Here is a 25,699-nt window from a genome sequence, read left to right on the forward strand (position 1 = left end):
CAGACGACGGGCACGCTGCATGGTCGACACTCTCTCACGCGTTCTCGCGGCGGGCCCCGGCCGGGTCGCCGAGGACATCCTTGAGCAACTGGGCGCACCAGTCCAGCAGTGCCTGGTCACGCAGGGGCTCGCCGCCGATCCGGCGGGTGGTCGGCCGGGGCACGCTGACCTGGTCGGTCGCCGACTTGTAGACCGAGTCCGGGTGGTAGCGCTTGAGCCGCATCTGCTTGGAGTCCGGCAGTGGCAGCGGGCCGAACCGCAGGTGCCGGCCCTGCAACGAGACGTCGGTCAGGCCGTACGCGCGGGCCAGCAGCCGGAACCGGGCCACCGCGACCAGGTTCTGCACCGGCTCCGGCGGGGTGCCGTAGCGGTCGGTCATCTCGGCGACCACCTCGCGCAGCCGGTTGTCGTCGCGGGCCTCGGCGAGCTTGCGGTACATCTCCAGACGCAGCCGCTCCACGCCGACGTAGTCGTGCGGCAGGTGCGCGTCGACCGGCAGGTCGATCTTGACGTCGACCTCCTCCTCCGGCCGCTCGCCCTTGAACTGCTGCACCGCCTCGCCGACCATCCGGACGTAGAGGTCGAAGCCGACCCCCTCGATGTGCCCGGACTGCTCGCCGCCGAGCAGGTTGCCGGCGCCCCGGATCTCCAGGTCCTTCATCGCCACGTACATGCCGGCGCCGAGTTCGGTGTGCTGGGCGATGGTGGCCAGCCGCTCGTGCGCGTGCTCGGTCAGCGGCTTCTCCGGCGGGTAGAGGAAGTAGGCGTACGCCCGCTCCCGGCCCCGGCCGACCCGGCCCCGGATCTGGTGCAGCTGGGCCAGGCCGAGCAGGTCGGCCCGCTCCACGATCAGCGTGTTCGCGTTCGGGATGTCGATGCCGGACTCGACGATCGTGGTGCAGACCAGTACGTCGTACTCCTTCTCCCAGAAGCCGACCATGACCTTCTCCAGGGCGTCCTCGCCCATCTGGCCGTGCGCCACCGCGACCCGGGCCTCCGGCACCAGCTCACGCAGCCGGCGGGCCGCCCGGTCGATCGACTCGACCCGGTTGTGCAGGTAGAAGACCTGGCCGTCACGGAGCAGCTCGCGGTGGATCGACGCGGCGACCTGCTTGTCGTCGTACGCCCCGACGAACGTCAGCACCGGGTGCCGCTCCTCCGGCGGGGTGGCGATCGTCGACATCTCCCGGATGCCGGTGATCGCCATCTCCAGGGTGCGCGGGATCGGGGTGGCCGACATGGTCAGCACGTCGACCGCCGTACGCAGCGTCTTCAGGTGTTCCTTGTGCTCGACGCCGAAGCGCTGCTCCTCGTCGACGATGACCATGCCGAGCTGCTTGAACCGGGTCGCCGACTGGAGCAGCCGGTGGGTGCCGATGACGATGTCGGCGCTGCCCTCCGCGGCGGCGGTCAGCGTCTGCTCGGCCTCCTTCGGCGTCTGGAACCGGGACAGTTGCCGGATCTGCACCGGGAACTGACTCATCCGCTCGGCGAACGTGTTGTAGTGCTGCTGGGCGAGCAGCGTCGTCGGCACCAGCACCGCCACCTGCTTGCCGTCCTGGACCGCCTTGAACGCCGCCCGTACCGCGATCTCGGTCTTGCCGTAGCCGACGTCGCCGCAGATCAGCCGGTCCATCGGCGACTGCTGCTCCATGTCCCGCTTGACCTCTTCGATCGCGGCGAGCTGGTCCGGCGTCTCGGTGTAGGGGAACGCGTCCTCCAGCTCCCGCTGCCACGGGGTGTCCGGCCCGTACGCGTGGCCCTTGGACGCCTTGCGGGCGGCGTAGAGCTGGATGAGCTGTGCCGCGATCTCGCGGACCGCCTTGCGGGCCCGGGCCTTGGCCTTCTGCCAGTCCGAGCCGCCCATCTTGTGCAGGGTGGGCTGTTCGCCGCCGACGTAGCGGGAGAGCTGGTCGAGCTGGTCGGTGGGGACGAAGAGCCGGTCACCCGGCTGACCGCGCTTGGAGGCGGCGTACTCGATGACCAGGTATTCGCGTTCGGCGCCGTTGACGGTGCGCTGCACCAGTTCGACGTAGCGGCCGATGCCGTGCTGCTCGTGCACCACGTGGTCGCCGGCCTTCAGCTCCAGCGGGTCGATGGTGTTGCGCCGCCGGCTCGGCATCTTGCGCATGTCGCGGGTCGACGCACCCCGGCCACCGGTGACGTCGTTGCCGGTGAGTACGGCGAGCCGGGCCGCCTCGTCGACGAAGCCGTGGTTGAACGCGCCGCAGGCGACGACGAGCTGACCGGCGGCCGGCGGCCGCTCGATCGTCTCGGTGAGCACCGCGCCGAGCCCGGCGTCGCGCAGCACCTCGACCGACCGCTGGGCCGGACCGTGCCCCTCGAAGACCAGCGCGACCGCCCAGCCGTCACCGACCCAGCGCTTCAGGTCGTCGACGACCCGGCCGGTGTCGCCGTGGTAGAGCTGGGTCGGGTGGGCGGCCAGGGTGATCGCGTCACTCGTGTCCGGGGTGACGGCCACCTCCTCCGGCTCGTCCAGCCACGGCTGTGCTTCGCCGGCCGCCGCCTCGCCCTCGACCAGGCCGAACGGCGCCACCGACCACCACGGCTGGCGCAGCGTGGCGGCGGTGGCGCGCACCTCGGCCAGCGTCCGGAACGCGGCCGCGCCCAGGTCGATCGGGGCCTGGCCGCCGACCGCGGCCGCCGCCCAGCTCGCCTCCAGGAACTCCGCCGACGTACGGACCAGGTCGTGGGCGCGGGTGCGGATCCGTTCCGGGTCACAGAGCAGTACGTGGGTGCCGGCCGGCATCCGGTGCAGCAGCAACTCCATCGCGCCGGTGCCGTCGAGCAGGGCCGGGGCCAGCGACTCCATCCCCTCCACCGGGATGCCCTCGGCCAGCTTCTCCAGGATCTCCGCCAGCTCCGGGTGCTGCTCGGCCAGCTCGGCCGCCCGGGCCCGGACCTTCGGGGTGAGCAGCAGTTCCCGGCACGGCGGGGCATGCAGCCGGTCGACCGCCTCGATCGTGCGCTGGTCGGCGACGGCGAAGGTGCGGATCTCCTCGATCTCGTCGCCCCAGAACTCGACCCGGGACGGGTGCTCGTCGACCGGCGGGAAGACGTCGAGGATGCCACCCCGCACGGCGAACTCGCCACGCTTGGTGACCAGGTCGACCCGGGCGTACGCCATGTCGGTCAGCCGCCGTACGATGTCGTCGAGCGACGCCTCGCCCTTCACGGCAACCTCGACCGGCTCCAGGTCACCGAGCCCCTTGAGCTGCGGCTGGAGCACCGACCGTACGGGGGCGACGACCACCTTCAGCGGGTCGCCCAGTTCGGGGTGGGTGAGCCGGCGCAGGATCGCCAGCCGCCGGCCGACGGTGTCCGACCGCGGCGACAGCCGCTCGTGCGGCAGCGTCTCCCACGACGGAAACACCGCCACCTGCTCCGGCGGCAGCAGGCTGTGCAGCGCGGCGGCCAGGTCGTCGGCCTCCCGGCTGGTCGCGGTGACCGCCAGCACCGGCCGGTCCGCCCCGCCGCGGTCAGCCGTGGCGGCCATCGCGGCCACGACGAACGGGCGCAGCGCCGGCGGTGCCGTCACGTCGAGGTCGTCGGCCTGGCCGAAGCCGGCCCGGGCCAGGTCACGGGCACGGGCGAGCCCCTTGTCGCCGAGGGCGGCGGTGAGCAGACCGGAGAGCATCATGGGACGTCACTTCCTCGCGTGGCACGGGGAGGCACCGGATCGTGGAGGCACGCGCGAGCGCCCCCGCGCCCGGTAGGGGCGGGGGTCGAAGCGTGCCCGACCAGCCTATCCCCGCCGGATCCGGGACCGCCGCACGATAACCGCTTGCCTCACGCCGCTACGCCTGATCGGCTTTTCCCGTGACCGAGCGAAGCGAGGGAACCAGCCAACTCAGTTCAAGTCGGGTGCCACCGAACGAAGTGAGGGGGCACGTGACCGAGCGGAGCGAGGGAACCAGCCAACCCAGTCCAAGTCGGGTGCCACCGAACGAAGTGAGGGGGCACCCGACCGAACAGTGGCGGGTGCGGTTCGACGCCGAGGTGACCTTCACCAATGGTGGCGGGCTGCGTACCGAGGACTTCCGGCTCGACATCCCGGGGTCGGACATCAGCGACGACGATCTCGCCGCGCTCTTCGTACGCCACCTGGGGCTGCTCATGGTCGCCGAGGTGCGGATCAGCGGGAAGACCCTGCTCCGCGAGGCGCACCGAGGTGGTCGCGGCACCGGCAGCACCACCACTGCCGAGGGTGGGCGGGGCGGGCGGCGGCTGGTCGAGCTGAGCCACGTCATCCACGACGGCATGACGACGCTGCCCGGGTGGCCCGGCCCGGTGATCGACGAGTGGCTGTCACGCGAGGCGTCCCGGGCCCGCTACGCCGAGGGCGTCGAGTTCCACGTCGCCCGGATCACCATGATCGGCAACACGGGTACGTACGTCGACACGCCCGCACACCGCTATGCCGGTACGCCCGATCTCTCCGGCGTCGGGCTCGACCGGCTCGCCGACCTGCCCGGTCTCGTCGTACGCGTCCCGGACGGGATACGTGCCATCGACCGGCTGCTGCTCGCCCCGTACGAGGTGACCGGCCGGGCGGTGCTGCTACACACCGGCTGGGACGCGCACTTCGGCACCGAGCGGTACGGCGGCCCGGATCACCCGTATCTCTCCGGCGACGGGGCGCGATGGCTGGTCGAACAGGGTGCGGCGCTGGTCGGCATCGACTCGCTGAACATCGACGACTCCTCCCCCGCCGCCGGCGGGCAGCGGCCGACGCACAGCGCGCTGCTGGCCGCCGGCATCCCGATCGTCGAGCACCTGCGTGGCCTCGACCAGCTTCCGCCGGAGGGCTTCCGCTTCACCGCGGCGCCACCGATGGTCGCCGGGATGGGCACCCTCCCCGTACGCGCCTTCGCCGTGCTGCCCTGACTCCACCGTCGGCCGTCGGCGCGGGGCAACGGGGCCGTCCGGCAGGCGACATGCTCGCCGGATGCCACGCACCGCCAAAGTTCCGCGAGAGTTGGCCTTCCTCCCGTTTCTCGGCAGTCGAGCCATCGCCGACGGACTCCTCACCAGGCGGATGCTCGAAGGACAGGCCTGGCACCGGCTGCTGCCCGATGTCTACGTCCATGCCGACGGCTACCAGCCCGACGACCACCGGATGTGGTGCGACGCGGTCGCGTTGACCCTGCCACCGTGCGCGGCCATCTGCGGGCGCAGCGCCGCCTACCTCTGGGGCGTGAATCTCCTTGATCGACAAAGTCCCGTTGCGGTCGTGCTGCCGGGCAACTACCGGCCCCGCGGACACCAGCGCGTGGCAGCCAGCTACCAGCGACTGACCGGCGACGACATCACCCGCTTCGCGAACCTGCCGGTCACCACACCGGCTCGGACGGCGTTCGATCTCGGCCGCCTGCTGCCCCGCGTCGAGGCGGTCGTAGCTGTCGACGCGCTGCTCGCCCGACGGCTCGTCCGGGTCGACACCCTCGCCGGGTATCTCGCCGCCCACCCGCCCTGCCCCGGAATCAGGCAACTCCGGCAGGTGCTCGCCCTCGCCGAGCCGCACAGCGGGTCACCGATGGAGACCAGACTCCGCCTCGTCCTGATCGACGGGGGCCTGCCGACGCCCGTCGCCCAGCACGAGGTCCACGACCACCGGGGCCGGTTCGTCGGACGCGTCGACCTGGCCTACCCACGGTGGCGGATCGCCATCGAGTACGAGGGCGACCACCACCGGGAACGCACCCAGTTCCGCCGCGACGTCGCCCGGCTCAACGACCTGCGCGCCTGCGGCTGGCTCGTGCTGCGGTTCACCGCCGACGACGTGCTCCGGCACCCGGACCGGATCATCGCCCTGGTGCGCCAGGCCATCGCCGAACGCCGACGAGCTGCTCAGGCCACCGATAGCCCGAGTTGATCTGGGCGTGAACCACCTTATGAAGTCCTCGTAGGGTGGTTCGTGCCCAGATCAACTCGGGCGTCCGTCGGTACAGACGGGCGTCCGTCAGTAGCGGACGGAAATGCGGCGTTGGACGGCGTCGACGCGGGCGAGGCCGCCGTACGGGATGATCAACTGTGGGTCGGTGTGGCCGAGGTCCACGTCGAAGACGAGCACGGCGTCCGGGTTGTACTCCCCGACGGCGCGGGTGACCGCCGCACGCTGGGCCGCCGCGTACTCCTGCTTCTGCGGCGGCGACAGCCGCTTGGCGAAGTCCCAGGACTTGGGGCGGCCGACGACGACGGCCGGAAAGTTCGCCAGCAGGCCGCGCTCGCCGAGGTTGCGCAGGATGCGGTAGACCTCGACGTCCGACGGCAACTCTTCCGACGTCTCCACGACCAGAATGCCGCCCCGCTCGACGGCAGCGCCCGAGGCGGCAGCAGCGCCTGACGCGGTAGCAGTACCCGACGCGGCGGCAGTGCCCGACGCGGTGGCAGCGCCCGACGCGGTGGCAGCGCCCGAAGCGGTGGCAGCGCCTGGCGGCTCGGCGGCGGGGTCGGGCGGCGGGCCCAGCCACGGGGTCGGGCCGACCCGGTTCGTGGCGAGCAGCCAGTGGAGGATCTCCAGGTTGCCGCCCCAGACCGGCCCCTCGACCACCGTCGCCGGCCCCTGCCAGTGCCATCCCGCCCCGGGAAACATCGTCGGGTCGCGGTCGAGGTTGGCCGGATCGGCCCAGTCGGCGGGCTCGTCGTTCCAACTGTCGGCGGGTGTGAGGTCGTACCAGCCGGACGTGAACAGGGCGGCGCGCAGCGACTCCGCGGTCTGCGGGTGCAGCGTCCCTGGCCTGCCGAGGTGCACCAGGACCGAACCCCCGTGGTACGACACGATGCCGAGCCCGAAGAGGTGGTTGAGCAGGTTGGTGTTGTCGGAGTAGCCGAAGAACGGCTTCGGGTTGGCGCGCAGCACGGCGTCGTCGAGGTGTGGGACGACGGTGATCTGGTCGTCGCCGCCGACGGTGGCGAGTACGGCGGTGATCGTCGGGTCGGCGAACGCGGCTGTGGTGTCCCGGGCCCGGTCGGCGGCGCTGGCCCCCGTCACCCGGGTGGTCGGGTATTCGACCGGTTCGAGGAGGAACTCCTCGCGCAGTCGGCGCAGGCCGAGTTCGTACACGTGCGGGAAGATCGCCGGCAGGCCGGCGGACGGGGAGATCACCGCGACCCGGTCACCGGGCTTCGGCTTCGGCGGATAGCGCATGCCGACCGACGCTATCCCTGGCCGGCGACCCGGGCACGCGGTTTTCGGCTCACTTACTTATCGCACCTTTCGGGCGATATAGGGTAGCGATCAGGTAACCCCTGAGACTTGACTCACCACCCCGACCCCGGCCGGTGGCACCGCCGATAGCATTCTTGGAGCCGGACAGCGCTGTCCTCCGTACAACTGTAAGGAGCGCACGGTGACCGACCAGCTAGACCACGACGGCCCCGACGCGGCGCTGCGCGCCGACATCCGGCGGCTCGGCACCCTCCTCGGACAGACCCTGGCCCGCCAGGAGGGGCGTCCCCTGCTCGACCTGGTCGAGGAGATCCGCGCCCTGGTCCGGTCCGACGCCGAGGCCGCCGCGCTGCGGCTCGCCGCGATGGACGTCACCACGGGCACCAAGCTGGCCCGCGCCTTTTCCACCTACTTCCATCTCGCCAACATCACCGAGCAGGTGCACCGCTCCCGCGACCTGCGCCGCCGCCGGGCCACCCAGGGCGGCTGGCTGGACCAGGCCGCCAAGCTGATCGCCGAACGCGGCGTGCCGGCCGACGAGATCGCCGCCGCCGCCCGCCGGCTCGCCGTACGGCCGGTCTTCACCGCGCACCCGACCGAGGCCGCCCGGCGGTCGATCCTGTCGAAGCTGCGTGCCGTCGCCGACGAACTCGACGCCGAGGCCGCCAACTCGGTGCTGTACGGCGCCACCGACGAGGGCCCGACCAGCCGGCGCCTCGCCGAACTGCTCGACCTGCTGTGGCAGACCGACGAGCTGCGGCTGGACCGGCCCGACCCGACCGACGAGGCCCGCAACGCCGTCTACTACCTGCGTGACCTCTACGGCGACGCCGCCCCGCAGGTGCTCGACGACCTCGCCGACACGCTGCGGACGCTCGGCGTGGAGACGTCGCCGACCAGCCGGCCGCTGACCTTCGGCACCTGGATCGGCGGCGACCGCGACGGCAACCCGTTCGTCACCCCGACCGTGACCCGCGACGTGCTGCTCATCCAGCACGAGCACGGCATCCAGGCGACCGAGAAGGCGATGGACGCCCTCATCGACGAGGTGTCGGTGTCCCGCCGGCTGCGCGGGGTCTCGCTGGACCTGTCCGCCAGTCTCGCCAAGGACCTCGACGCGCTGCCCGAGGTCGCGCCCCGGTTCCGGCGCACGAACGCCGAGGAGCCCTACCGGCTCAAGGCGCGCTGCGTGAAGGCCAAGCTCGACAACACCCGGCAGCGGCTGGCCCGGGGCACCGCGCACGTGCCGGGCCGCGACTACCGGGGCTCCGGCGAACTGCTCGCCGACCTGGAGGTGATGCGGGCGTCGCTGGCCCGCAACGCCGGGCAGCTCACCGCCGTCGGCAAGCTCGCCTCGGTGATCCGTACGGTGTCGTCGTTCGGGCTGCACCTGGCCACGATGGACGTACGCGAGCACGCCGAGGCGCACCACGCGGTGCTGGCCCAGCTCTACGGGCGGGTCGGCGAGGTGACCGACTACAACCGGCTGTCGCGGGCCGACCGGACCAAGCTGCTGGCCGAGGAACTCACCGGCCGGCGGCCGCTGACCAGCATCGACACCCCGTTGACCGAGAGCGCGCGAAAGACGTTCGACGTGTTCGGCACGATCCGCGACGCGCAGGAGCGGTTCGGGGCCGAGGTGGTCGAGTCGTACATCATCTCGATGACGCTCGGGGTCGACGACGTGCTCGCCGCGGCCGTGCTGGCCCGCGAGGCCGGGTTGGTCGACGTGCACAACGGCCGGGCCCGGATCGGGTTCGTGCCGCTGCTGGAGACGCCCGCCGAGTTGAACGCCGGCGGCGAACTGCTCGACGAGATGCTGTCGCTGCCCGCCTACCGGGCAATCGTCGCGGCCCGGGGCGACGTGCAGGAGGTGATGCTCGGCTACTCCGACTCCAACAAGGAGGCCGGCATCACCACGTCGCAGTGGTCGATCCACCGGGCCCAGCGGTCGCTGCGTGACGTGGCGGCCCGGCACGGCGTACGGCTGCGGCTCTTCCACGGCCGGGGCGGCACCGTCGGCCGGGGCGGCGGGCCGACCCACGAGGCGATCCTGGCCCAGCCGTACGGCACCCTCGACGGCGCGATCAAGGTCACCGAGCAGGGTGAGGTCATCTCCGACAAGTACACGCTGCCGGCGCTGGCCCGGGAGAACCTCGAACTGACCGTCGCCGCGGTGCTCCAGGCGACGTTGCTGCACACCACGCCGCGGCAGCCGGAGGAGCAGTTGGAGCGGTGGGACGCGGCGATGGACGTCGTCTCCGACGCGGCGTTCCGCGTCTACCGGGCCCTGGTCGAGAACCCGGACCTGCCGGAATACTTCTGGGCGTCGACGCCGACCGAGCTGCTCGGTGCCCTCAACATCGGTTCCCGGCCGTCGAAGCGACCGAACACCGGTGCCGGGTTGGGCGGCCTGCGGGCCATCCCGTGGGTCTTCGGCTGGACCCAGTCGCGGCAGATCGTGCCCGGCTGGTTCGGGGTCGGGTCGGGGCTGGCGGCGGCGCGGGCGGCGGGGCTGTCGGATGTCCTGACCGAGATGCACGACAGCTGGCACTTCTTCCGTACGTTCGTGTCGAACGTCGAGATGATGCTGACCAAGACCGATCTCAGCATCGCCCGGCGGTACGTGGAGACGCTGGTGCCCGAGCCGCTACAGCCGATCTTCGCCACGATCGAGCAGGAGTACGAGCAGACCAGGCGTGAGGTGCTCGCCATCACCGGCGCACCCGACCTGCTGGAGAACTCGCCGGTGCTCCAGCGCACGCTGGCCGTCCGCGACACCTACCTGGAGCCGCTGCACCACCTGCAGGTGGCGCTGCTGCGGCAGTACCGGGACTCGGGTGCGGCCGGCCGGGCGGTGGCGACCGCTCCCGGCGCCCGGCGTGGCCCCGACGACGGCACCGCGCTGGAACGGGCCCTGCTGACCACGGTCAACGGCATCGCCGCCGGGATGCGCAACACCGGCTGACCCTGGCCCCACGCGGCGGCGCGGCTAAGCTGCGCCGCCGCCCCACCGTCCCGGCCCCCGCCCGGCCGCTCGCCCGCAAGATCCGCGTGATCAGGGAGTACGTCGCGCGGCACGCCGACGCCACGCGGGATTCGGTCCCTGATCACGGGGATCTTGAGGGGTCAGCTCGTTTCGCCGGCGACGCTGAAGGAGCGCAGCCGGTCGACGGCGAGCACCGTGCCGGCCACCGTGATCAGGACGCTCATCACCACGGCCAGCGGGACGCCGACCGTGGCGGTCAGGATCTCGGTCGGGGCGATCTTGTCGGCCAGCGTCACCACGTACTGCTGGATGGACAGCACCCGGGTGCCGCTGACGAAGTTGCCGAGCAGCCCCTCCCAGATCAGCACGTAGACCAGGCCGAGCAGCACCGGCCGCCGGGTGAGCAGGCTCAGCGCCAGGAAGAACGCCGAGTACGCCAGCGCACCGATCGCGCTGACCGCGACCAGGGCCAGCCCGAACCGTACCGAGTGGGCGAGCACCCCGGCGATGTAGAGCGGGATCGCGGCGGTGACCGTGGTGACCGCGGTCGCCACGAACAGCTTGGGCAGGATGATCTGCCAGCGGGGCAACGGGGTGGTCAGGATGTGGACGACGGTTCCGTCGTCGATCTCGGAGCCGAGTACGCCGGTGCCGACGATGAGCGCGACGACGGGCAGTACGACGGCCAGCCCGAGGCCGAGCACGACCGCCTGCCCCCAGGCGTCGGGGTCGATGCCGACGACCCGGGACGCGACGGCGAGCGCGACCACCAGCAGCGGTAGTGGGACCAGCAGCAGGAACCGGCGGCGACCGAACAGGCCGCGGGCGGTGATCCAGGTGACGGTGGACAAGAAGACTCCTCTATGGACGATCGGCGGGCGCGGTGCCGGGCACGGTCACGCCTCCACCAGGTACGAGAACACGCTCTCCAGCGACTCGTCGGACGGCAGCAGGCGGCGGACCCGGATGCCGGTGGTGAGCGCGACCCGGGGCAGCACCCGGGTGAAGGTGCCGTAGTCGCTGGCGCGGACGGTCAGGCCGACGCGGTCGAGTTCGACGCCGGCGACCGACGGCTCGGCGATGAGCGCGGTGGCCAGCCGCCGGTCGTCGGTCGACTGGACGGCGAAGACGTGCGGCCGGTTGGTCATCAGCCGCCGGATGGAGCGGAAGTCGCCGGACGCGGCGAGCCGGCCGGCGACGATCACCTGCACCGTGCCGGACAGCTGCTCGACCTCTTCGAGGATGTGCGAGCTGAACAGGATGGTCCGGCCGGCGTCCCCGAGCCGGTGCAGCAGGTCCATCATGTGCATCCGCTGCCGCGGGTCCATGCCGTTGAACGGCTCGTCGAGCAGCAGCACCTGCGGGTCGTGGACGAGAGCGGCGGCGACCCGGGCCCGCTGCCGCATGCCCTTGGAGTACGTGCCGATCCGCCGGTGTTGCGCGTCGGCCATCTCGACCATGTCGATCGCCGACTTGGCGGCGGCGACCGGATCGGGCAGCCCGTGCAGCCGCGCACTGGCCAGCACGAACTCGTACGCGCTGAGGAACGGGTAGGCCGCCTCACGTTCGCTGACCAGCCCGAGCCGCCGGTAGATCGACGGGTTGCGCCAGGTGGGCGCGCCGTCGACGGTGAGGGTTCCCCGGGACGGGGCGAGGAAGCCGGCCATCATGTGCAGCAGGGTGGTCTTGCCGGCGCCGTTCGGGCCGAGCAGCCCGGTGACGCCCGGGCCGAGGGTCATCGTGACGTCGTTGACCGCGACGACGTTGCCGTACCAGCGGGAGACGCCCGCCAACTCGACGTTGCTCATGAGGCGGCGACCTTCCGGTATCGGGCGAGCAGCAGCAGGACGCAGGCGGCGACGAAGGCGACGGCGAACAGGCCGTACACGGGTCCGAAGTCGCCGGGCATTCCCGCGACACCGCCGTCGAAGGTGATCAGCTGGTCGCGGAACAGCCAGATGCCGATGCCCTGCACGAGGGTGGACGGGGCGGCGATCCCGGCCAGTTCGTTGACGGCCTGCGACGGCATGACCGACAGCACGCCGGCGACCGGGGTGGTCATCAGGAAGACGGCGACGATGCCACCGGCGGCGAACGCCCGCTTGCCGGTCAGGGAGGCGACGAGCAACCCGACGACGCCGAAGAGGACCGCCCACATGCCGGCGTAGAGCAGCCCGGGCACCAGGTCGAGGACCTCGTCCCAGACCGCGCCGGCGCCGCCGTCGAGCGTGAACGCGGCCCCGATGAACATCAGTAGCTGCGGTCCGCCGAGCAGCAGCCAGACCGCGGTGACGAGGGCGACCAGCTTCGTCAGGGCGTAGTCGCCGCGGCGCAACGGCCGGGAGAAGTAGAGCGGCAGGACGCCGCTGCGCAGGTCGCGGGAGACCAGTTCGGGCGCGACGATGGCGACGAAGAAGATGACCAGCCAGCTCAGCGCGTCGGCGAACTGGGCATAGGTGAACAGGACCTCGCCGATCTGGGCCCGTACGGCGGTCCCGATGACCGCGACGAGGGTGACGACGCCGACGATCAGCCAGGGGAAGATCTTCGCCTTGGCGCTGCGGCCGAGGCCGAACGCCGTACGCAGCGCGTGCACGTAGAGCGAGCCGACGACGTACCGCCGGCCGAGCCGGGGCCCGGTGTAGCGCTGGTATCCGATGTCGTGGATGACGCCCGTCGGGGCGTGGGTCTCAGGCGTGGGCACTGGTGGTCTCCCTCTGGGCGAACAGCTCGGCCACCCGGTGCCGCCGCTGGTCGAGACGGTGCAGCGGCAGTTCGAGTTCGGCCACCGCGGTCATGATCAGGTCGTACGTCTGGTCGCTCTCGACCGGTACGAGCAGCAGCCGGCCCTCGCGGCGCACCGGCAGCCGGTCCGCGGTGAGGCGGGCGGCGAGTTCGTCGACGCCCTCGCTGACCTCGATGGTGAGCACGTCGGTGGCGCCGGTCATGGCCGAGATGTTGTCGGCGCGCAGCAGTCGGCCGCCGTCGATCGCGATCAGCGAGTCGCAGATCCGCTCGACCTCGCCGAGCAGGTGCGAGCAGACGAGTACGGAGATGCCGAACTCGGTGCCGATGCGCTGGATGAGGTTGAGCATCGCGTCGCGGCCGGCCGGGTCGAGCCCGTTGGTGGGCTCGTCGAGCAGCAGCAGGTCGGGGTCGTGCACGAGCGCCTGGGCGAGCTTGACCCGCTGCTTCATGCCGGTGGAGTAGCCACCGATCTGCCGGTAGCGCTCCTCGTAGAGGCCGACGTGGCGCAGCGCCTCCGAAGCCCGCTCCCGGGCGATGGTGCGCGGCAGCCCGCTGATCCGGCCGAGATGGGTGACGAATTCGGCCGCCGACAGGTCGGGCGGCAGGCTCTCGTGTTCGGGCATGTAGCCGACCCGGGCCCGGACCTGCTCGGCCTGCGTCGTCGGGTCGAGATCGAGGACCCGGAGCTGGCCGCTGCTCGGTTCGAGCAGACCGAGCATGATCTTGATGAAGGTCGACTTGCCCGCGCCGTTGGCGCCGACCAGGCCGACGATGCCCGGCTCGACCGTCACCGTCAGGTCGGACAGGGCGGTCACCCGCCCGCCGTACGTCTTGGTGAGCGACTGGGTCGCGATAAGTGTCACGCCGCCCAGCGTAGGGATCGGCGGGCCGTCGTGGGACCGACCGAAGTCGACCCTTTTCCCTGAGCTTGCCCTGACGCCCCCGTCCGGCGACCCTAGGGGCGGACCCGGGGCAGCGGCGCGGCGCCCGCCATCGGTGCGCGATGATGGGGCAGGTTCCGGGACGGTAACGGCTGGGACGGAGGCGGTGCCGCGGCAACCGCGCCGTGGCACTCTCGACCGATGCCCGCCGGGGCTGCGAAACTGTGTGCCGGTCAGCAGTTGGGGGTGCGATGAGCAACGGGTGGGTGCTGCCCGATGGGGTGCTGCGGGACGCGCCGGCTTACACGCCGCGCCCGCACGAACTGGCCGACCTGGAGCTGCTGCTCTCCGGCGCGTACGCCCCGCTGACCGGGTTCCTCGGTCGCGTCGACCTGTCCGCGCTGCACCACCGGGCCCGGCTCGCCGACGGCACGCCGTGGCCGGTGCCGGTGACGCTGGAGGTGCCGGTCCAGCTGGTCACCAACTTCGACCTGGACAACCCGTTGCAGCGGGTGCTGGTGCTGACCGATCCGGAGGGTGCCCCGCTGGCGGCGGTCGACGTCACCGACCTCTGGTCGACCCGCGACGGCTGGGCCGGCGTCGGGGGCACGGTCCGCCGGCTCGGCGACGGCGCCAACGGCCCGTTCCAGCGGCTGCGCCGGGCACCGGCCGAGATCCGCGGGCTACTGCCGCCCGGCCGGGTGCTGGGGGTGCTCGCCGACCGGCCGCTGCACCGGCCGCAACTGGCCCAGATCGCGCACGCGGCCCGTACCCTCGCCGCCCATGTGCTGATCCTGATCCCGTTGACCGAGCACGGGATCGACGGGCTCGCGCCCGAGGTGCTGGTCCGCAGCGTCTTCGCGGCCCGCGACCGGATGCCGCCGGCCACCCTGGTCGTGGTTCCGATGGCCCGACGCGGCGACGAGATCCGCGACGCGCTGCTGCGGGCCCGGGTCGCCGCCGCGTACGGCGTGACCCATCTGCTGTCGACCGGTGACACGCTTTCCGGCGGCGGGTTGCGGGTGCTGGTGCCCCGCGAACTCGCCTACGACAGCCGTGACGGCCAGTGGCGCTGGCGCGACGACATCCCGCCGCGCAACCGGCGGCTGGCGCTGAGCCCGGCCGAGGTCGAGGACCTCCTCGACCGCGGTTTCCCGCTGCCGGAATGGCACACGCCGCCGGCGGTCGCCAAGGAACTCGCCCGGGCCCGGCCGCCGCGCCGCTTCCGTGGACTGGTGCTGTTCTTCACCGGGCTGTCCGGGTCGGGCAAGTCGACGATCGCCCGTGGAGTCGCCGACGCGCTGCGGGAGAGCGGCGAGCGGACGGTCACCCTGCTCGACGGTGACGTCGTACGCCGGGAACTGTCCGCCGGGCTCGGATTCAGCAAGGCCGACCGGGATCTCAACGTGCGCCGGATCGGTTGGGTCGCGGCGGAGGTGGCACGCCACCACGGGCTGGCGATCTGCTGCCCGATCGCCCCGTACGAGCGGGCCCGGGCGACCGCGCGGGCGATGGCGCACGCCGCCGGGGCGGGTTTCGTGCTGGTACACGTCGCCACCCCGCTGGAGGTGTGCGAGCGGCGCGACCGCAAGGGCCTCTACGCGCGGGCCCGCGCCGGCCAACTGACCGGGATGACCGGCATCGACGACCCGTACGAGGTGCCGACCGACGCCGAACTGGTCGTGGACACCAGCAACTCGAGCATCGAGGCGGGTGTCGAGGCGGTCCTGCACTATCTGATCGAGACCGGCTGGGTGGAGCCCCATCTCCCCCCGACGGAGGCCTTAACCGGGCCTTAGCGCCGGCACAGCGCGGCGCTATCCCGTCCCGGGCGAACCTTTGGTCCACAGGCAACCGAAGGAGGCCCACCATGACCCGCAAAACGATCGTCGCCCTGGCCGTCGGCGGCGTCGCCGCCCTGGCGATCACCGGTACGGCGATCGCCGCCGTGGCGGCGGACACCGGCCAGGACCGCCGGCCGGCCGTGGCGGCCGCGCGGACCGGCGACGCCGGCACCGGCCCGGCGACCGACCCGGTCTCGGCGGAACGCGCGAAGGAGATCGCGCTCGCCCGGGTCGGCGGCGGCACCGTCGAGGAGGTCGACCGGGACCGGGAGCACGGCCGCCCGGTCTGGGAGGTCGAGATCTACAAGGACCGGGTCGAATACGAGGTCGACGTCGACCGGGAGACCGGCGAGATCGTCAAGTTCGAGCAGGACGACGACCGCGACGACGACTGATCCGGCACGAAGGCCGGCCGCCCTGTCGGCAGCCGGCCTTCGGCGTCCGGTGGTGCTAGCGACGACGTACGTCGACCTGGAACTGTGCCTGCCGGCCGAGGGCGCGGTAGGCGATCAGCGCGAACGGGCTGCTGTCCACCCGCGAGTCGTAGCCCTGCTGGTTGCGGGGCGTGTCGAAGTAGACCATCGCCTTCACCCGTGGGAAGAGCCGCATCTGGTCGCCGACCGAGCGGTAGAACCCGGCCTTGTGGTTCGGGTTGCGGTCGGAGTGCCAGACACCCCACTCGCTGAGCATCAGCGGCTTGTCGGGATAGCGGGCCGCCGCCCAGTTGTAGAACCCGGGCCACGACGGGTGCCGGTCCGACCGCCGGTTCATCATCTCGGCGAAGTCGCCGTACCCGTAGCCGGGATCGCTGTAGGCGTAGGCGTCCCAGGCGATCCAGTCGACGACGTCGTCGCCGGGGTAGAGATCAGGGAACCACGGCTGGACGTTCCACGGCACGTACGCCATGTGCACCAGGGTGGAGACGATGCCGGTGGCGCCGGCGTCGCGCAGCCGGGTGACGACGTACCGGAACATGGCGGCGTAGTCGTCGGCGGTGTAGCCGGACCCGGGCTCCGGGCGTACGTCGTCCTCCGGCTCGTGGTGGACGGTGAAGAAGAACTGTTCCGGGAAGTTGGTCCGCAGGTGCGCGGCCAGCCGGTCCAGGTGGGCGTCGACCTCCGGATCGCCCGCCGCGATCCGCGCCCAGGAGGCGCCCTGCGGTTTCCAGTTCAGGAAGAGCAGGCGCGGGTTGCGGGGGTCGCGGGCGATGGCGATCTCCTCGGCGGTCGGGAAGATCTCGGTGCCCCGGTGGTAGGCGTGGTAGATCGCCTGCGGCCGGCCGGTCTTCAGCTCGAACTCGCGCAGGGCCGTCGTACGCGGGGTGCCGGTGTGCGCGCCCGGTGCGACCCCCCACAGCACACCGCAGGTGGGTACGAGTTTCGCGCCGACCGCGCAGTCGGGGTCACCGGGCGGGCCGGTGGTGGGAGCGGTGGGACCGGGGGTGGCCGTCGGACTGCCCGGCCCGGTGGGCGTCGGGCTGCCCGGCCCGGTGGGCGTCGGACTGGCGGTCGGGGTGCCGGTCGGTGTCGGGTCTGGGGTGCCGGACGGCGACGGGGTGCCGGACGGTGTCGCTGTCGGGGTGCTCGTCGCGGTCGGGGCACCCGGTATGCCGGGTGCGGCGGCGGCCGGCACGCCGGGTGCTCCGGCGGTCGGTGCCCCCGGTGCCCCGGCGGCCGGCACGCCCGGTGCCCGGCCGCCACGGGCGCCGAGCCAGGACAGCCACAGGGTCGGCTGCGACAGTGCCTCGGCGGGCCGTACGCCTTCCTTCGCGGCGAACCGGGCCATCGTGTCGCCGCCCGGCACGGTCACCGCGAACGAGTACGTACCGGGTCCGCGTACCTCGTCGGTGACGTCGAAGGTGACGCCGGGGTCGGCCGGGCGCGGTGCCGCGGTGGCCACCACGGAGCCGAGCCGGGGTGCGGACCGGTCGGTGACCGACGACTCCCGCCAGGTGTTGGCCGGGACCCGGGTCAGCTCGATGTGGCCGGGCAGTTCGGTGCCCCGACTGGTCAGGCGGATCTCGGCGCGGGCCGGTTCGCGGCCGCCGCGCAGCGGGCCGACGGTGAACTTGAGGTATGTGATCCGGGCCGCCCCGCCGGTGCCGCCGGCCACCAGTTCGGAGCGGCCGCCGGAGACGGTCGTGGGTACGTCGGTCGCGGTGTAGGTGTCGTCGCTGACCGGGATCCGCTGGTCGGGGGCGGCCCCGACCTGTCCGCCGAGATGTCCGAGCAGGACCGCCAGGGCGATGGCGGCGACCGCGGTGCCGGTCGCGGCGAGGGTGTCCCTTCTGACCATGGCCGGAGGTCCTTCCGTGCCTGGGGCAAGTCCTCCTCGGCGGCTCGCCCGTCCGTTGCCTCCCACTTTCCTGACACATGTTGCTTAAAACACATTTAACCTCTAGAGCCGCGTAAATCAGCTAAAGCCTCGTTTACCCCTCAATCGTTATCTTCCTGGCATCCTGGGCCGGTCTCCGCATCAAGAGTTACGTACGGCCCGACCGCCCGTTTACCCCTCAGGGGGAGATACGCCGCCGAAGTGACAAACCCCCCAGAACATGTCGTCGTCCGACAAGCCGGTCGGGCGGCGCCGCCATCTGTGGAAAGGGCCCCCGAATCTGATGGACGTGTCTCGTCCGGTGTCTCCAGACCTGTCCGACCACCTCGGCCTGCTCCGCCGCCAGTGGTGGGTCGTGCTCGCGCTGCTGGTCACCGGGCTGGCCGGCGCGGGCGTGGTGACCAGCACCCAGGCCAGGGTCTACGAGTCCTCGACGTCGGTGCTGGTCCAGCCCGCCGGCCAGGACACCAACGTGGTCGGCGGCCGGACCAGGGGCGACATCAACCTCGACACCGAGGCCCAACTGGTCCGCTCCACCGCGGTGGCGACCGGCGCCGCCGAACTCCTGCGCGTCGACACCGCCGCCGACGACCTCGCGCACGACGTCTCGGTCAAGGTGCCGGCCAACACCTCGGTCCTGGTCATCACCTTCGCGGCCGGCGAGCCCGAGGCGGCCCGCGCCGGCTCGCACGCCTTCGCGGAGGCCTACCTGCGCAACCGGGAGGCCAGCGCCCGCGCCGACCTGGACACCCAGATCGCCGCCCTGAACAGCAAGATCAAGGAGCTGGACGCGGCGCTGGTCCAGGTCATCGGCCGGCTCGCCGGACTGTCCGCGGGCAGCCCGCAACGGGCCAATCTGGAGAGCCAGCGCGCCACCACCCAGGCCCAGCTCAACTCGCTGACCGGCAAGCTCAACGAACTGACCACCGCCACCGTCAGCGCCGGACGGATCATCAGCGACGCCCGGCTGCCGACCCGGCCGAGCCGGCCCGACACCCTGCTCAACCTCGCCAGCGGCGCCATGCTCGGCCTGCTGCTCGGGCTGGGCGTGGCCGCCGCCCGGGAACGCCTCGACCGCCGGATCCGCGCCGGTTCCGACGTCGGGCGCCGGACCGGCGTACCGGTCCTCGCCGAGCTGAGCGACCGGACCGCGCCGCGCGTCGACGACCTGCACCAGCCGTACGGGCCCGGCGGGCACACGTTCTACCGGCTGCGCAACGAGGTGCTGGCCAGCCTCGGGCCCGACGACCGGATCGTGGTGGTCACCGGCGCCAGCCGGGGCACCGCGTCGACCCTGGTCGCCGCCAATCTCGCCGCCACCCTGGCGCACACCGGCTCCGAGGTCGTGCTCGTCGGCGCGAACCCGGCGGGGAGCATCGCCGAGACGACACCGCTCGCCCAGCTCTTCGGTGTGGCATCCACGCCCGGCCTGTCCGAGGTACTCGCCGGCAAGGTCGACCTCGACACCGCCGCCCAGCGCGCGCCCCGCAACCCCTGGCTGCGGGTGCTGACCACCGGTGGCACCGCGACGGCCGCCGGCCTGCTGCGTTCGCCCTACCTCGGCGAGGTGCTCGACCGGCTCAGCGGCGGCACCGCGTACGTCGTCATCGAGGCCCCGTCGACGGCGACCAGCGCCGACGCGCAGAGCCTCGCCTCCTTCGCCGACGCCGCGCTCATCGCGGTGGAGTTGCGCCGGACCCGCCGGGACGAGGTCACCGACGCGGCCGACCAACTGCGCCGGATCGGCACCCCGCTGCTCGGCGCGGTCGTCCTGCCGCGCCTCACCCCGCAGCGGGACGGCGAGTCCGGGGCGGCCCCGCGCGGCCGTACCGGGAAGCGAAGCGGCACCGCGCGCGAGGCGGCCACCCGCGGCGGCGTGTCGCACGACGGCACCACCCGCGACGCGGCACCCCGGATCGCCGCCGCACCCGATGCCGCCGCCCGCGACACCGTTTCGCGCGACGCCCTCTCGCGTGCCAGCACGACCCGCGACGGCGCCGGTCGGAGCGGCAGGACGGCCGACGAGGCCCGGGTCGCGCGGCTCGACCTCACCGCCGGCACCGCGCTGATCCGTACCCGGACGGCCACCGGGCCGGGCACCGACGCCGGTGAGGGCGACGGTGGCGTCGAGACCGCCGTACTGCACCGGCTCGACCGGCTCACGCTGGCCGAGATGGACCGTGCCACGGCCGACGGCTGGCCGACCACCGGCGACGGCGGGCTGCCGTCGGCGCGTACCGGCGACGACGGCCGCGACGGGCCCGGCCGGTGACCGTCGTCGCACCGGCCGCCGGCCCGGGTCGGCCCCCCGACCGGGAGGCGCCGCCGGGCGACGCTCCGGGCCACCCGCCCATGGCCGGGTACGCCGTCGGGCCGGTGGCCGGTGGCAAGCACCGGGCGGCCGGCCCGCCGCCGGTCCTGCCCGCCTGGCCGGTGACCGGGCTGCTCCTGCTCTATCCACTGTGGTGGGCGCTCGGGCTCGGCGTACTGATCTTCCCGATCCTGGCGGTGCCGATGGCGTACGCGCTGCTGCGCGCGCACCTCGGTGGCCGCCCGGTACGGCTGCCGCCCGGCTTCTGGCTGTGGGCCGTCTTCCTCGCCGTCCTGGTCGTGAGCATGGCCGCCCTCGGCTCCGAGCCGACCGGCGCGGTACCCGGGCCGGCGTCCGGCCGGATGGTCGGCGTGCTCTTCCGCCTCGTCGAGTACCTGGCGATGACCGTGCTGCTGATCCACGCCGGCAACCTCACCGAACGCGAGCTGCCGGTCCGGCGGCTGGTCCGGCTGCTCGGCTGGCTGTTCGTGGTCACCGTCGCCGGCGGGCTGCTCGGGGTGTTCGCCGGCACGTTCGAGTTCACCTCCCCGGTCGAGATGCTGCTCCCGCCGGAGATCCGCGGCCGGGGGTTCGTGCAGTCGCTGGTGCACCCGTACGCGGCACAGATCCACGACATCATCGGCGACCAGCGCCCCCGGCCGGCCGCCCCGTGGGGCTACACCAACACCTGGGGCAACAACTTCTGCCTGCTGGTGGTCTGGTTCGTGGTCGCGGCGTGGGGGCAGGTGACCCGGCGGCGTACCCGGCTGCTCGCGCTGGCCTGCCTCGCCGTCTCGGTGGTACCGGTGGTGATCTCGCTGAACCGGGGCCTGTGGATCGGGCTCGGCCTGGCCGCCGGGTACGTCGCACTGCGGCTGGCCCTCGCCGGTCGGGTCTGGGTGATCGGCGCGCTCGCGGCGGCGGCCGTGGCGCTGGCGGCGGCGCTGGTCGTCACCCCGCTCGGCAACGTGGTCACCGCCCGGCTCGACAACGGCAAGTCCAACGGCGTGCGGTCCTACCTGATCGGGCGGGCGGTCGCCGGCGTCGCCGAGTCACCGGTGATCGGCTACGGCTCGACCCGGACCACGATCGGCGGCCGCCACTCGATCACCGTCGGCGAGAGCGCCGACTGCGAACGGTGCGGCAACTTCACGATCGGCGGCAACGGCCAACTCTGGCAGTTGCTCATCGCGCACGGGCTGACCGGCACGTTCGCGTACCTCGGCTTTCTCGGTTACGGAGTGTGGCGATTCCGGCGGGACCGAAGTCCGGTCGGGATCGCCGGGAGTTGCGCGATCCTCGGCTCGTTCGCCGCCATGCTCTGGTACAACGCGCTGGTCACCCCCCTGGCGTTCATGTTCTTGGCCTACGCGCTGCTGTGGCGCAACGAGGGGAGGCAGGCAGATGAGTCCGGTCACCACCGCACCGGCACACCTGACCGACGGTGACGCGGCGTTGCGCGCGCGATACCTGGAGGAAGTGCTCGGCGTGCTCTACCCGCCGCCGTGCGCCGTCGACGGCGGGCCGCGGGACGGCGCCGGCCCGGTCGCCGGCTATCTCGTGGTGCCCGACGCCCGCCGGCCGCGGCTGCTGGTCCCGACCCGGTCGCGGCGGGTCGCCGCCGCCGCCGTCCGCCACTACGCCGAACCGCAGTCCCGGTCGGCCCGGCTCAAGCGCGACGCCGTCGTGCTGGCGCTGCGCAGCGGGGCGTCGAAGGTGATGCTCCGGGACCGGATCCGGGTCACCGGCCCGGCCGGGAGCGGTATCGACGGCTACCTGCGCCGGCAACTCGACACCGACCTCGCCATCAGCGTCCACATCGGACCCGCCCGGGCCAACCGGAAACCCGTGCTGCAACTCATCTCGCCGGCCGGCGAGACCGCCGGATTCGCCAAGCTCGGCGTCGGCCCGCTGACCCGGCGCCTGGTCCGCGCCGAGACCGCCGCCCTGACCGCGCTGTCCCACGTGGATCTGCGGCACCTGATGGTGCCCGCGGTGCGGCACGCCGGCCAGTGGCACGGCCACCAAGTGCTGGTGCAGTCGGCGCTGCCGGTCTGGGAGCCACGCCAGCCGTTGCAGCCGCACCGGCTCACCGACGCGATGCGCGAGATCGCCGGCTGCTGCGGCATCTCCCGGGGCTGGCTGGCCACCAGCCCGTACTGGGCCGAGATGCGCGACCGGCTCACCGCCGTCGCCGACCGGCCGGAGGGCGCCGCGCTCGCCGGGGCCGCCCGGTCGCTCGCCGCCCGTGCCGGCGACACCGACCTGCGGTACGGCGCGTGGCACGGCGACTGGGCGCCGTGGAACATGGCGTCGCTCGGCGACCGGCTGCTGGTCTGGGACTGGGAGCGGTTCGCGACCGGCGTACCGCTGGGGTTCGACGCCCTGCACCACGACCTGCAACAGCGCATCATGGCCAACGGCGACGCGCCGGCCGCGGTCGAGGCCATCGTACGGCAGGCCCCGCTGCTGCTCCGCCCCTTCGACACCCCGCCCGGCACCGCCGAACTGACCGCGCTGCTCTACCTGATCGACCTCGCCGCCCGCTATCTCGCCGACCGGCAGGCCGAGGCCGGCGCCCGGCTCGGGGTCCTCGGCACCTGGCTGCTGCCGGTCCTGGTCCGCCGGGTGGAGGGCTACCAGTGATCCGGTCCTCCCGGGTGCCCGAGCCGGTCAAACGGGTCGCGCACCTCGGCTCCCGCTCGTACGGCCGGCTCACCGCGCCGGCCCGGATGCTGCCGTCGTTCCTGATCTGCGGCGGGCAACGGTGCGGCACGACCTCGCTCTACCGGGCGATGGCCGCCCACCCGGCGGTCCTCAAGGCCGTGCTGCACAAGGGCGTGCACTACTTCGACACGTCCTACCACCGGGGCCTGTCCTGGTATCGGGCGCACTTCCCGCTGCGCCGCACCGCCGACCGGCTGGCCGAGCGGCACGGGGTGCCGGTGCAGACCTTCGAATCCAGCCCGTACTACATGTACCACCCGCACGCGCCGGCCCGGATCGCCCGCGACCTGCCCGGCGTGAAGCTGGTCGTGCTGGTCCGCGATCCGGTCGAGCGGGCCTACTCGCACCACGCCCACGAGCTGGCCCGCGGCTTCGAGTCGGAGACCTCGTTCAGCCGGGCACTGGCGCTGGAGCCGGCCCGGCTGCGCGGCGAGCAGCGGCGACTCGCTGGCGATCCGACGTACCACAGCTTCGCCCACCAGCACCACGCCTACCGGGCCCGCGGCAAGTACGCGACCCACCTCGCCGAACTGGCCGCCCGGGTCGGCCGGGACCGGATCCACGTGGTGGAGAGCGAACGGTTCTTCGCCACCCCGGAAGACGTCTACGACGAGGTGCTGGACTTCCTCGGCCTGCCGAACCTCGGCTACCCCGCGTTCGAGCGGCACAACGCCCGGCCGCGCGGCACCGCGATGGAGGACCGGGTACGGCGTGACCTGACCGCCCACTACGCCCCGTACGACGAACAGCTCACCTCGTGGCTCGGCCGCCCGCCGTCGTGGCACCGGTGAGCGTCGGCGGGGTTCCGTCGGCCGCGCCGACCCCTGCGGTACGGCCGGAGCCGACGCCGACGGGCGGGGTGCGGGCGGTGGCCCGGGGCGGGGTGGCCGGCATCGCCGGGGCCGGCTTCGCCGCCGTCGCCGGGATCGGCGTCACCTGGCTGGTGACCCGCGGCCTCGGCCCCGAACAGGCCGGCGCGTTCTTCGCCGCCACCGCCCTCTTCGTGCTGATCGGCGCGGTCGCCAAGCTCGGCACCCAGACCGGGCTGGTCTACTGGCCGGCCCGGCTGCGGGCCCGGGGCCAGGGGCACCTGCTCGGCATCTGCCTGCGGGCCGGCCTCGCCCCGGTCGCCGGGGCCGCCGTCGTCCTCGGGGCCGGGCTGCTGGTCGCGGCACCGTTCCTGGCCCGGATCACCGCCGGCGACGCCGGCCCGGACACCGTCGCCCAGCACACCGCCGGGCTGCGGGTGCTGGCCGGGTTCGTACCGCTGGCCGCCTTCACCGACGCCGCGCTCGCGGCGACCCGGGGCTACCGGCGGTTGGGACCGACGCTGGTGCTCGAACGGGCGGCCCGGCCGCTGCTGCAACTCGCCGGGATCGCGGCGGTCACCGTCGCCGCCGGGTGGCTGGCCATGCCGCTCACCGCGTACGCGCTGGCCTGGGTGCTGCCGTACCTGCCGGTCGCCGTCCTGGCCGGGTACGCCCTGTACCGCACCCACACCACCACCGCCCCGCGCCCCCGCCGTCCCGGTCAGCCCGGTCCCCCCAAGATCCGGGTGATCAGGGATCAAATCGCGCGTGTCGGCGGCGCGCCCCCTGATCACACGGATCTTGGGGGGCGGCGGCGGGTGGAGAAGGGCGTCTGGCGGGCGTTCTGGGGGTTCAACTGGCCGCGGGCGGTCGGGAGTGTCGGGCAGCTCGCCCTCCAGCGGGTCGACCTGCTGCTCGTGGCGGGGCTCGGTGGGCTCGGGGCGGCCGCGCTGTACGCCGTCGCCGGTCGGTTCGTCGTACTCGGTCAGCTCGCCAACCAGGGGATCTCGCAGTCCGTACAGCCCCGGCTCGCCGAGGCGCTGGCCACCGGCGACCGGGCCACCGCCAAGCGGCTCTACCAGGCGGCCACCGGCTGGCTGGTGCTCGCCACCTGGCCGCTCTACCTGCTGCTGCTCACGTACGCCCCGCTCTACCTCGGCTTCTTCGGCGACGCCTACCGCGACGGCGGCCCGATCGTCGCCGTACTCGCCGGTGCCATGCTGCTGTCCACCGGCTGCGGCATGGTCGACATGGTGCTCGCGATGGCCGGCCGCACGAGCTGGAACCTGGCCAACATCGCGCTCGCGCTGGGCGTAACCGTCGTGCTGGACCTCGCCCTCATCCCCAGCCTCGGGGCGCTCGGGGCCGCGATCGGGCTCGCCGCCGCCGTCGCCGTCAACAACGTCCTGCCGCTGGCCCAGGTCGGCGTGGCGCTGGGGCTGCACCCGTTCGGGCCCGGCACGCTGACCGCCGCCGCGCTCGCCGTCGGCTGTTTCGGCGTACTGCCCCGGATCTTCGTGGCGGCGGCCGGCACCGACCCGGCGGCCGCGCTCACGGCGGTGGCCGTGGCCGGCGTCGCATACCTGGCCGGCGTACGGCTGCTGCGCGGCCCGCTCGCGCTGGACGCCTTCCGGCGCCCACGGACGGCCGCCCGCGCCGTCGGCCCCCGTCCGGCGCCACGGCCCGGCCCGGCGCCACGACCCGGCCCAGCTCCACGGCCCGGCCCGGCGCCGGCCGCCGGCCGGGCGGAGGAGCCCGCCGCCGGCAAGCCCCGACCGACCGGGACCCGGCCACCCGACACCGAACTGACCAGCCCGGGCAGGACCGTCCGCCCCACACCGAACTGACCAGCCCGACACCGAAC

General features: G+C 73.0%; 17 protein-coding genes. 10 read left to right on the plus strand and 7 right to left on the minus strand.

The annotated features are described in order from the left end of the window. Positions 1 to 34 precede the first annotated feature (34 nt). On the minus strand, positions 35 to 3,658 hold the full coding sequence (gene mfd, locus AB0I42_RS03810) for a transcription-repair coupling factor (RefSeq protein ID WP_357534130.1): 3,624 nt from the start codon (positions 3,656 to 3,658) through the stop codon (positions 35 to 37). 314 nt (positions 3,659 to 3,972) lie between these two features. Between mfd and AB0I42_RS03815 the strand changes: the two genes are divergently transcribed. Continuing rightward, positions 3,973 to 4,908 (plus strand): cyclase family protein, encoded by a 936-nt coding sequence (locus AB0I42_RS03815; RefSeq protein ID WP_357533903.1) that lies wholly within the window; start codon positions 3,973 to 3,975, stop codon positions 4,906 to 4,908. A 61-nt stretch (positions 4,909 to 4,969) separates the two neighbouring features. Further along, the gene (locus AB0I42_RS03820; protein ID WP_357533905.1) at positions 4,970 to 5,896 is read left to right on the plus strand and encodes a DUF559 domain-containing protein; all 927 of its coding nucleotides are present in this window, start codon (positions 4,970 to 4,972) and stop codon (positions 5,894 to 5,896) included. An 87-nt stretch (positions 5,897 to 5,983) separates the two neighbouring features. Here the strand turns inward: AB0I42_RS03820 and AB0I42_RS03825 are convergent, their stop codons facing one another. Then, entirely contained in the window at positions 5,984 to 7,171 is a 1,188-nt protein-coding gene (locus AB0I42_RS03825; protein WP_357533907.1) for a S66 peptidase family protein, read from the minus strand. A gap of 202 nt (positions 7,172 to 7,373) precedes the next feature. On the opposite strand from AB0I42_RS03825, the gene ppc reads away from it, so the two are divergent. Then, positions 7,374 to 10,160, plus strand: coding sequence for a phosphoenolpyruvate carboxylase (ppc, locus tag AB0I42_RS03830; protein ID WP_357533909.1), 2,787 nt, complete (start codon positions 7,374 to 7,376; stop codon positions 10,158 to 10,160). Between the two features lie 161 nt (positions 10,161 to 10,321). Here ppc and AB0I42_RS03835 read toward each other — a convergent pair whose 3' ends face one another. The 4 genes from AB0I42_RS03835 to AB0I42_RS03850 are packed head-to-tail and all read right to left on the minus strand — an operon-like array spanning position 10,322 to position 13,792. Further along, positions 10,322 to 11,032: an ABC transporter permease gene (locus tag AB0I42_RS03835; protein ID WP_357533911.1), complete on the minus strand. Its 711-nt coding sequence runs from the start codon at positions 11,030 to 11,032 to the stop codon at positions 10,322 to 10,324. A 45-nt stretch (positions 11,033 to 11,077) separates the two neighbouring features. Then, entirely contained in the window at positions 11,078 to 11,989 is a 912-nt protein-coding gene (locus AB0I42_RS03840) for an ABC transporter ATP-binding protein (RefSeq protein WP_357533913.1), read from the minus strand. Beyond that, a complete protein-coding gene (locus tag AB0I42_RS03845; RefSeq protein ID WP_357533915.1) occupies positions 11,986 to 12,885 on the minus strand; it encodes an ABC transporter permease in 900 nt (299 codons plus the stop codon). The genes AB0I42_RS03840 and AB0I42_RS03845 overlap by 4 nt, the downstream gene beginning before the upstream one ends. Next, positions 12,872 to 13,792, minus strand: coding sequence for an ABC transporter ATP-binding protein (locus AB0I42_RS03850; RefSeq protein WP_357533918.1), 921 nt, complete (start codon positions 13,790 to 13,792; stop codon positions 12,872 to 12,874). The genes AB0I42_RS03845 and AB0I42_RS03850 overlap by 14 nt, the downstream gene beginning before the upstream one ends. A gap of 269 nt (positions 13,793 to 14,061) precedes the next feature. On the opposite strand from AB0I42_RS03850, the gene cysC reads away from it, so the two are divergent. Continuing rightward, a complete protein-coding gene (cysC, locus tag AB0I42_RS03855; protein ID WP_357533919.1) occupies positions 14,062 to 15,609 on the plus strand; it encodes an adenylyl-sulfate kinase in 1,548 nt (515 codons plus the stop codon). 71 nt (positions 15,610 to 15,680) lie between these two features. Continuing rightward, positions 15,681 to 16,049 (plus strand): PepSY domain-containing protein, encoded by a 369-nt coding sequence (locus AB0I42_RS03860; RefSeq protein ID WP_357533920.1) that lies wholly within the window; start codon positions 15,681 to 15,683, stop codon positions 16,047 to 16,049. Positions 16,050 to 16,104: 55 nt separating this feature from the next. Here AB0I42_RS03860 and AB0I42_RS03865 read toward each other — a convergent pair whose 3' ends face one another. Beyond that, positions 16,105 to 17,949, minus strand: a complete 1,845-nt coding sequence (locus AB0I42_RS03865; protein WP_357533922.1) for a DNRLRE domain-containing protein — start codon at positions 17,947 to 17,949, stop codon at positions 16,105 to 16,107. Positions 17,950 to 18,289: 340 nt separating this feature from the next. Here AB0I42_RS03865 and AB0I42_RS03870 point away from each other — a divergent pair, with 340 nt between their 5' ends. Genes AB0I42_RS03870 through AB0I42_RS03890 form a run of 5 tightly spaced genes read left to right on the plus strand, consistent with a single transcriptional unit; the run spans position 18,290 to position 25,682 of the window. After that, a complete protein-coding gene (locus AB0I42_RS03870; protein WP_357533924.1) occupies positions 18,290 to 20,260 on the plus strand; it encodes a Wzz/FepE/Etk N-terminal domain-containing protein in 1,971 nt (656 codons plus the stop codon). After that, the gene (locus tag AB0I42_RS03875; RefSeq protein WP_357533926.1) at positions 20,257 to 21,747 is read left to right on the plus strand and encodes a hypothetical protein; all 1,491 of its coding nucleotides are present in this window, start codon (positions 20,257 to 20,259) and stop codon (positions 21,745 to 21,747) included. The genes AB0I42_RS03870 and AB0I42_RS03875 overlap by 4 nt, the downstream gene beginning before the upstream one ends. Next, positions 21,704 to 22,945: a hypothetical protein gene (locus tag AB0I42_RS03880; RefSeq protein WP_357533928.1), complete on the plus strand. Its 1,242-nt coding sequence runs from the start codon at positions 21,704 to 21,706 to the stop codon at positions 22,943 to 22,945. Before AB0I42_RS03875 ends, AB0I42_RS03880 begins: the two co-directional genes overlap by 44 nt. Next, positions 22,945 to 23,817, plus strand: a complete 873-nt coding sequence (locus AB0I42_RS03885) for a sulfotransferase domain-containing protein (protein ID WP_357534131.1) — start codon at positions 22,945 to 22,947, stop codon at positions 23,815 to 23,817. The genes AB0I42_RS03880 and AB0I42_RS03885 overlap by 1 nt, the downstream gene beginning before the upstream one ends. After that, on the plus strand, positions 23,814 to 25,682 hold the full coding sequence (locus AB0I42_RS03890) for a lipopolysaccharide biosynthesis protein (protein ID WP_357533930.1): 1,869 nt from the start codon (positions 23,814 to 23,816) through the stop codon (positions 25,680 to 25,682). The genes AB0I42_RS03885 and AB0I42_RS03890 overlap by 4 nt, the downstream gene beginning before the upstream one ends. Positions 25,683 to 25,699 lie beyond the last annotated feature (17 nt).

The sequence above is a fragment of the Polymorphospora sp. NPDC050346 genome, assembly GCF_040655695.1.
Classification (GTDB): domain Bacteria; phylum Actinomycetota; class Actinomycetes; order Mycobacteriales; family Micromonosporaceae; genus Polymorphospora; species Polymorphospora lycopeni.

Excerpts from the sequence above, each read along its gene's own strand:
- AB0I42_RS03860 (WP_357533920.1), top strand. The coding sequence starts at position 15,681 with ATGACCCGCAAAACGATCGTCGCCCTGGCCGTCGGCGGCGTCGCCGCC.
- AB0I42_RS03840 (WP_357533913.1), bottom strand. The coding sequence starts at position 11,989 with ATGAGCAACGTCGAGTTGGCGGGCGTCTCCCGCTGGTACGGCAACGTC.
- mfd (WP_357534130.1), bottom strand. The coding sequence starts at position 3,658 with ATGCTCTCCGGTCTGCTCACCGCCGCCCTCGGCGACAAGGGGCTCGCC.
- cysC (WP_357533919.1), top strand. The coding sequence starts at position 14,062 with ATGAGCAACGGGTGGGTGCTGCCCGATGGGGTGCTGCGGGACGCGCCG.
- AB0I42_RS03825 (WP_357533907.1), bottom strand. The coding sequence starts at position 7,171 with ATGCGCTATCCGCCGAAGCCGAAGCCCGGTGACCGGGTCGCGGTGATC.
- AB0I42_RS03820 (WP_357533905.1), top strand. The coding sequence starts at position 4,970 with ATGCCACGCACCGCCAAAGTTCCGCGAGAGTTGGCCTTCCTCCCGTTT.
- AB0I42_RS03865 (WP_357533922.1), bottom strand. The coding sequence starts at position 17,949 with ATGGTCAGAAGGGACACCCTCGCCGCGACCGGCACCGCGGTCGCCGCC.
- AB0I42_RS03880 (WP_357533928.1), top strand. The coding sequence starts at position 21,704 with ATGAGTCCGGTCACCACCGCACCGGCACACCTGACCGACGGTGACGCG.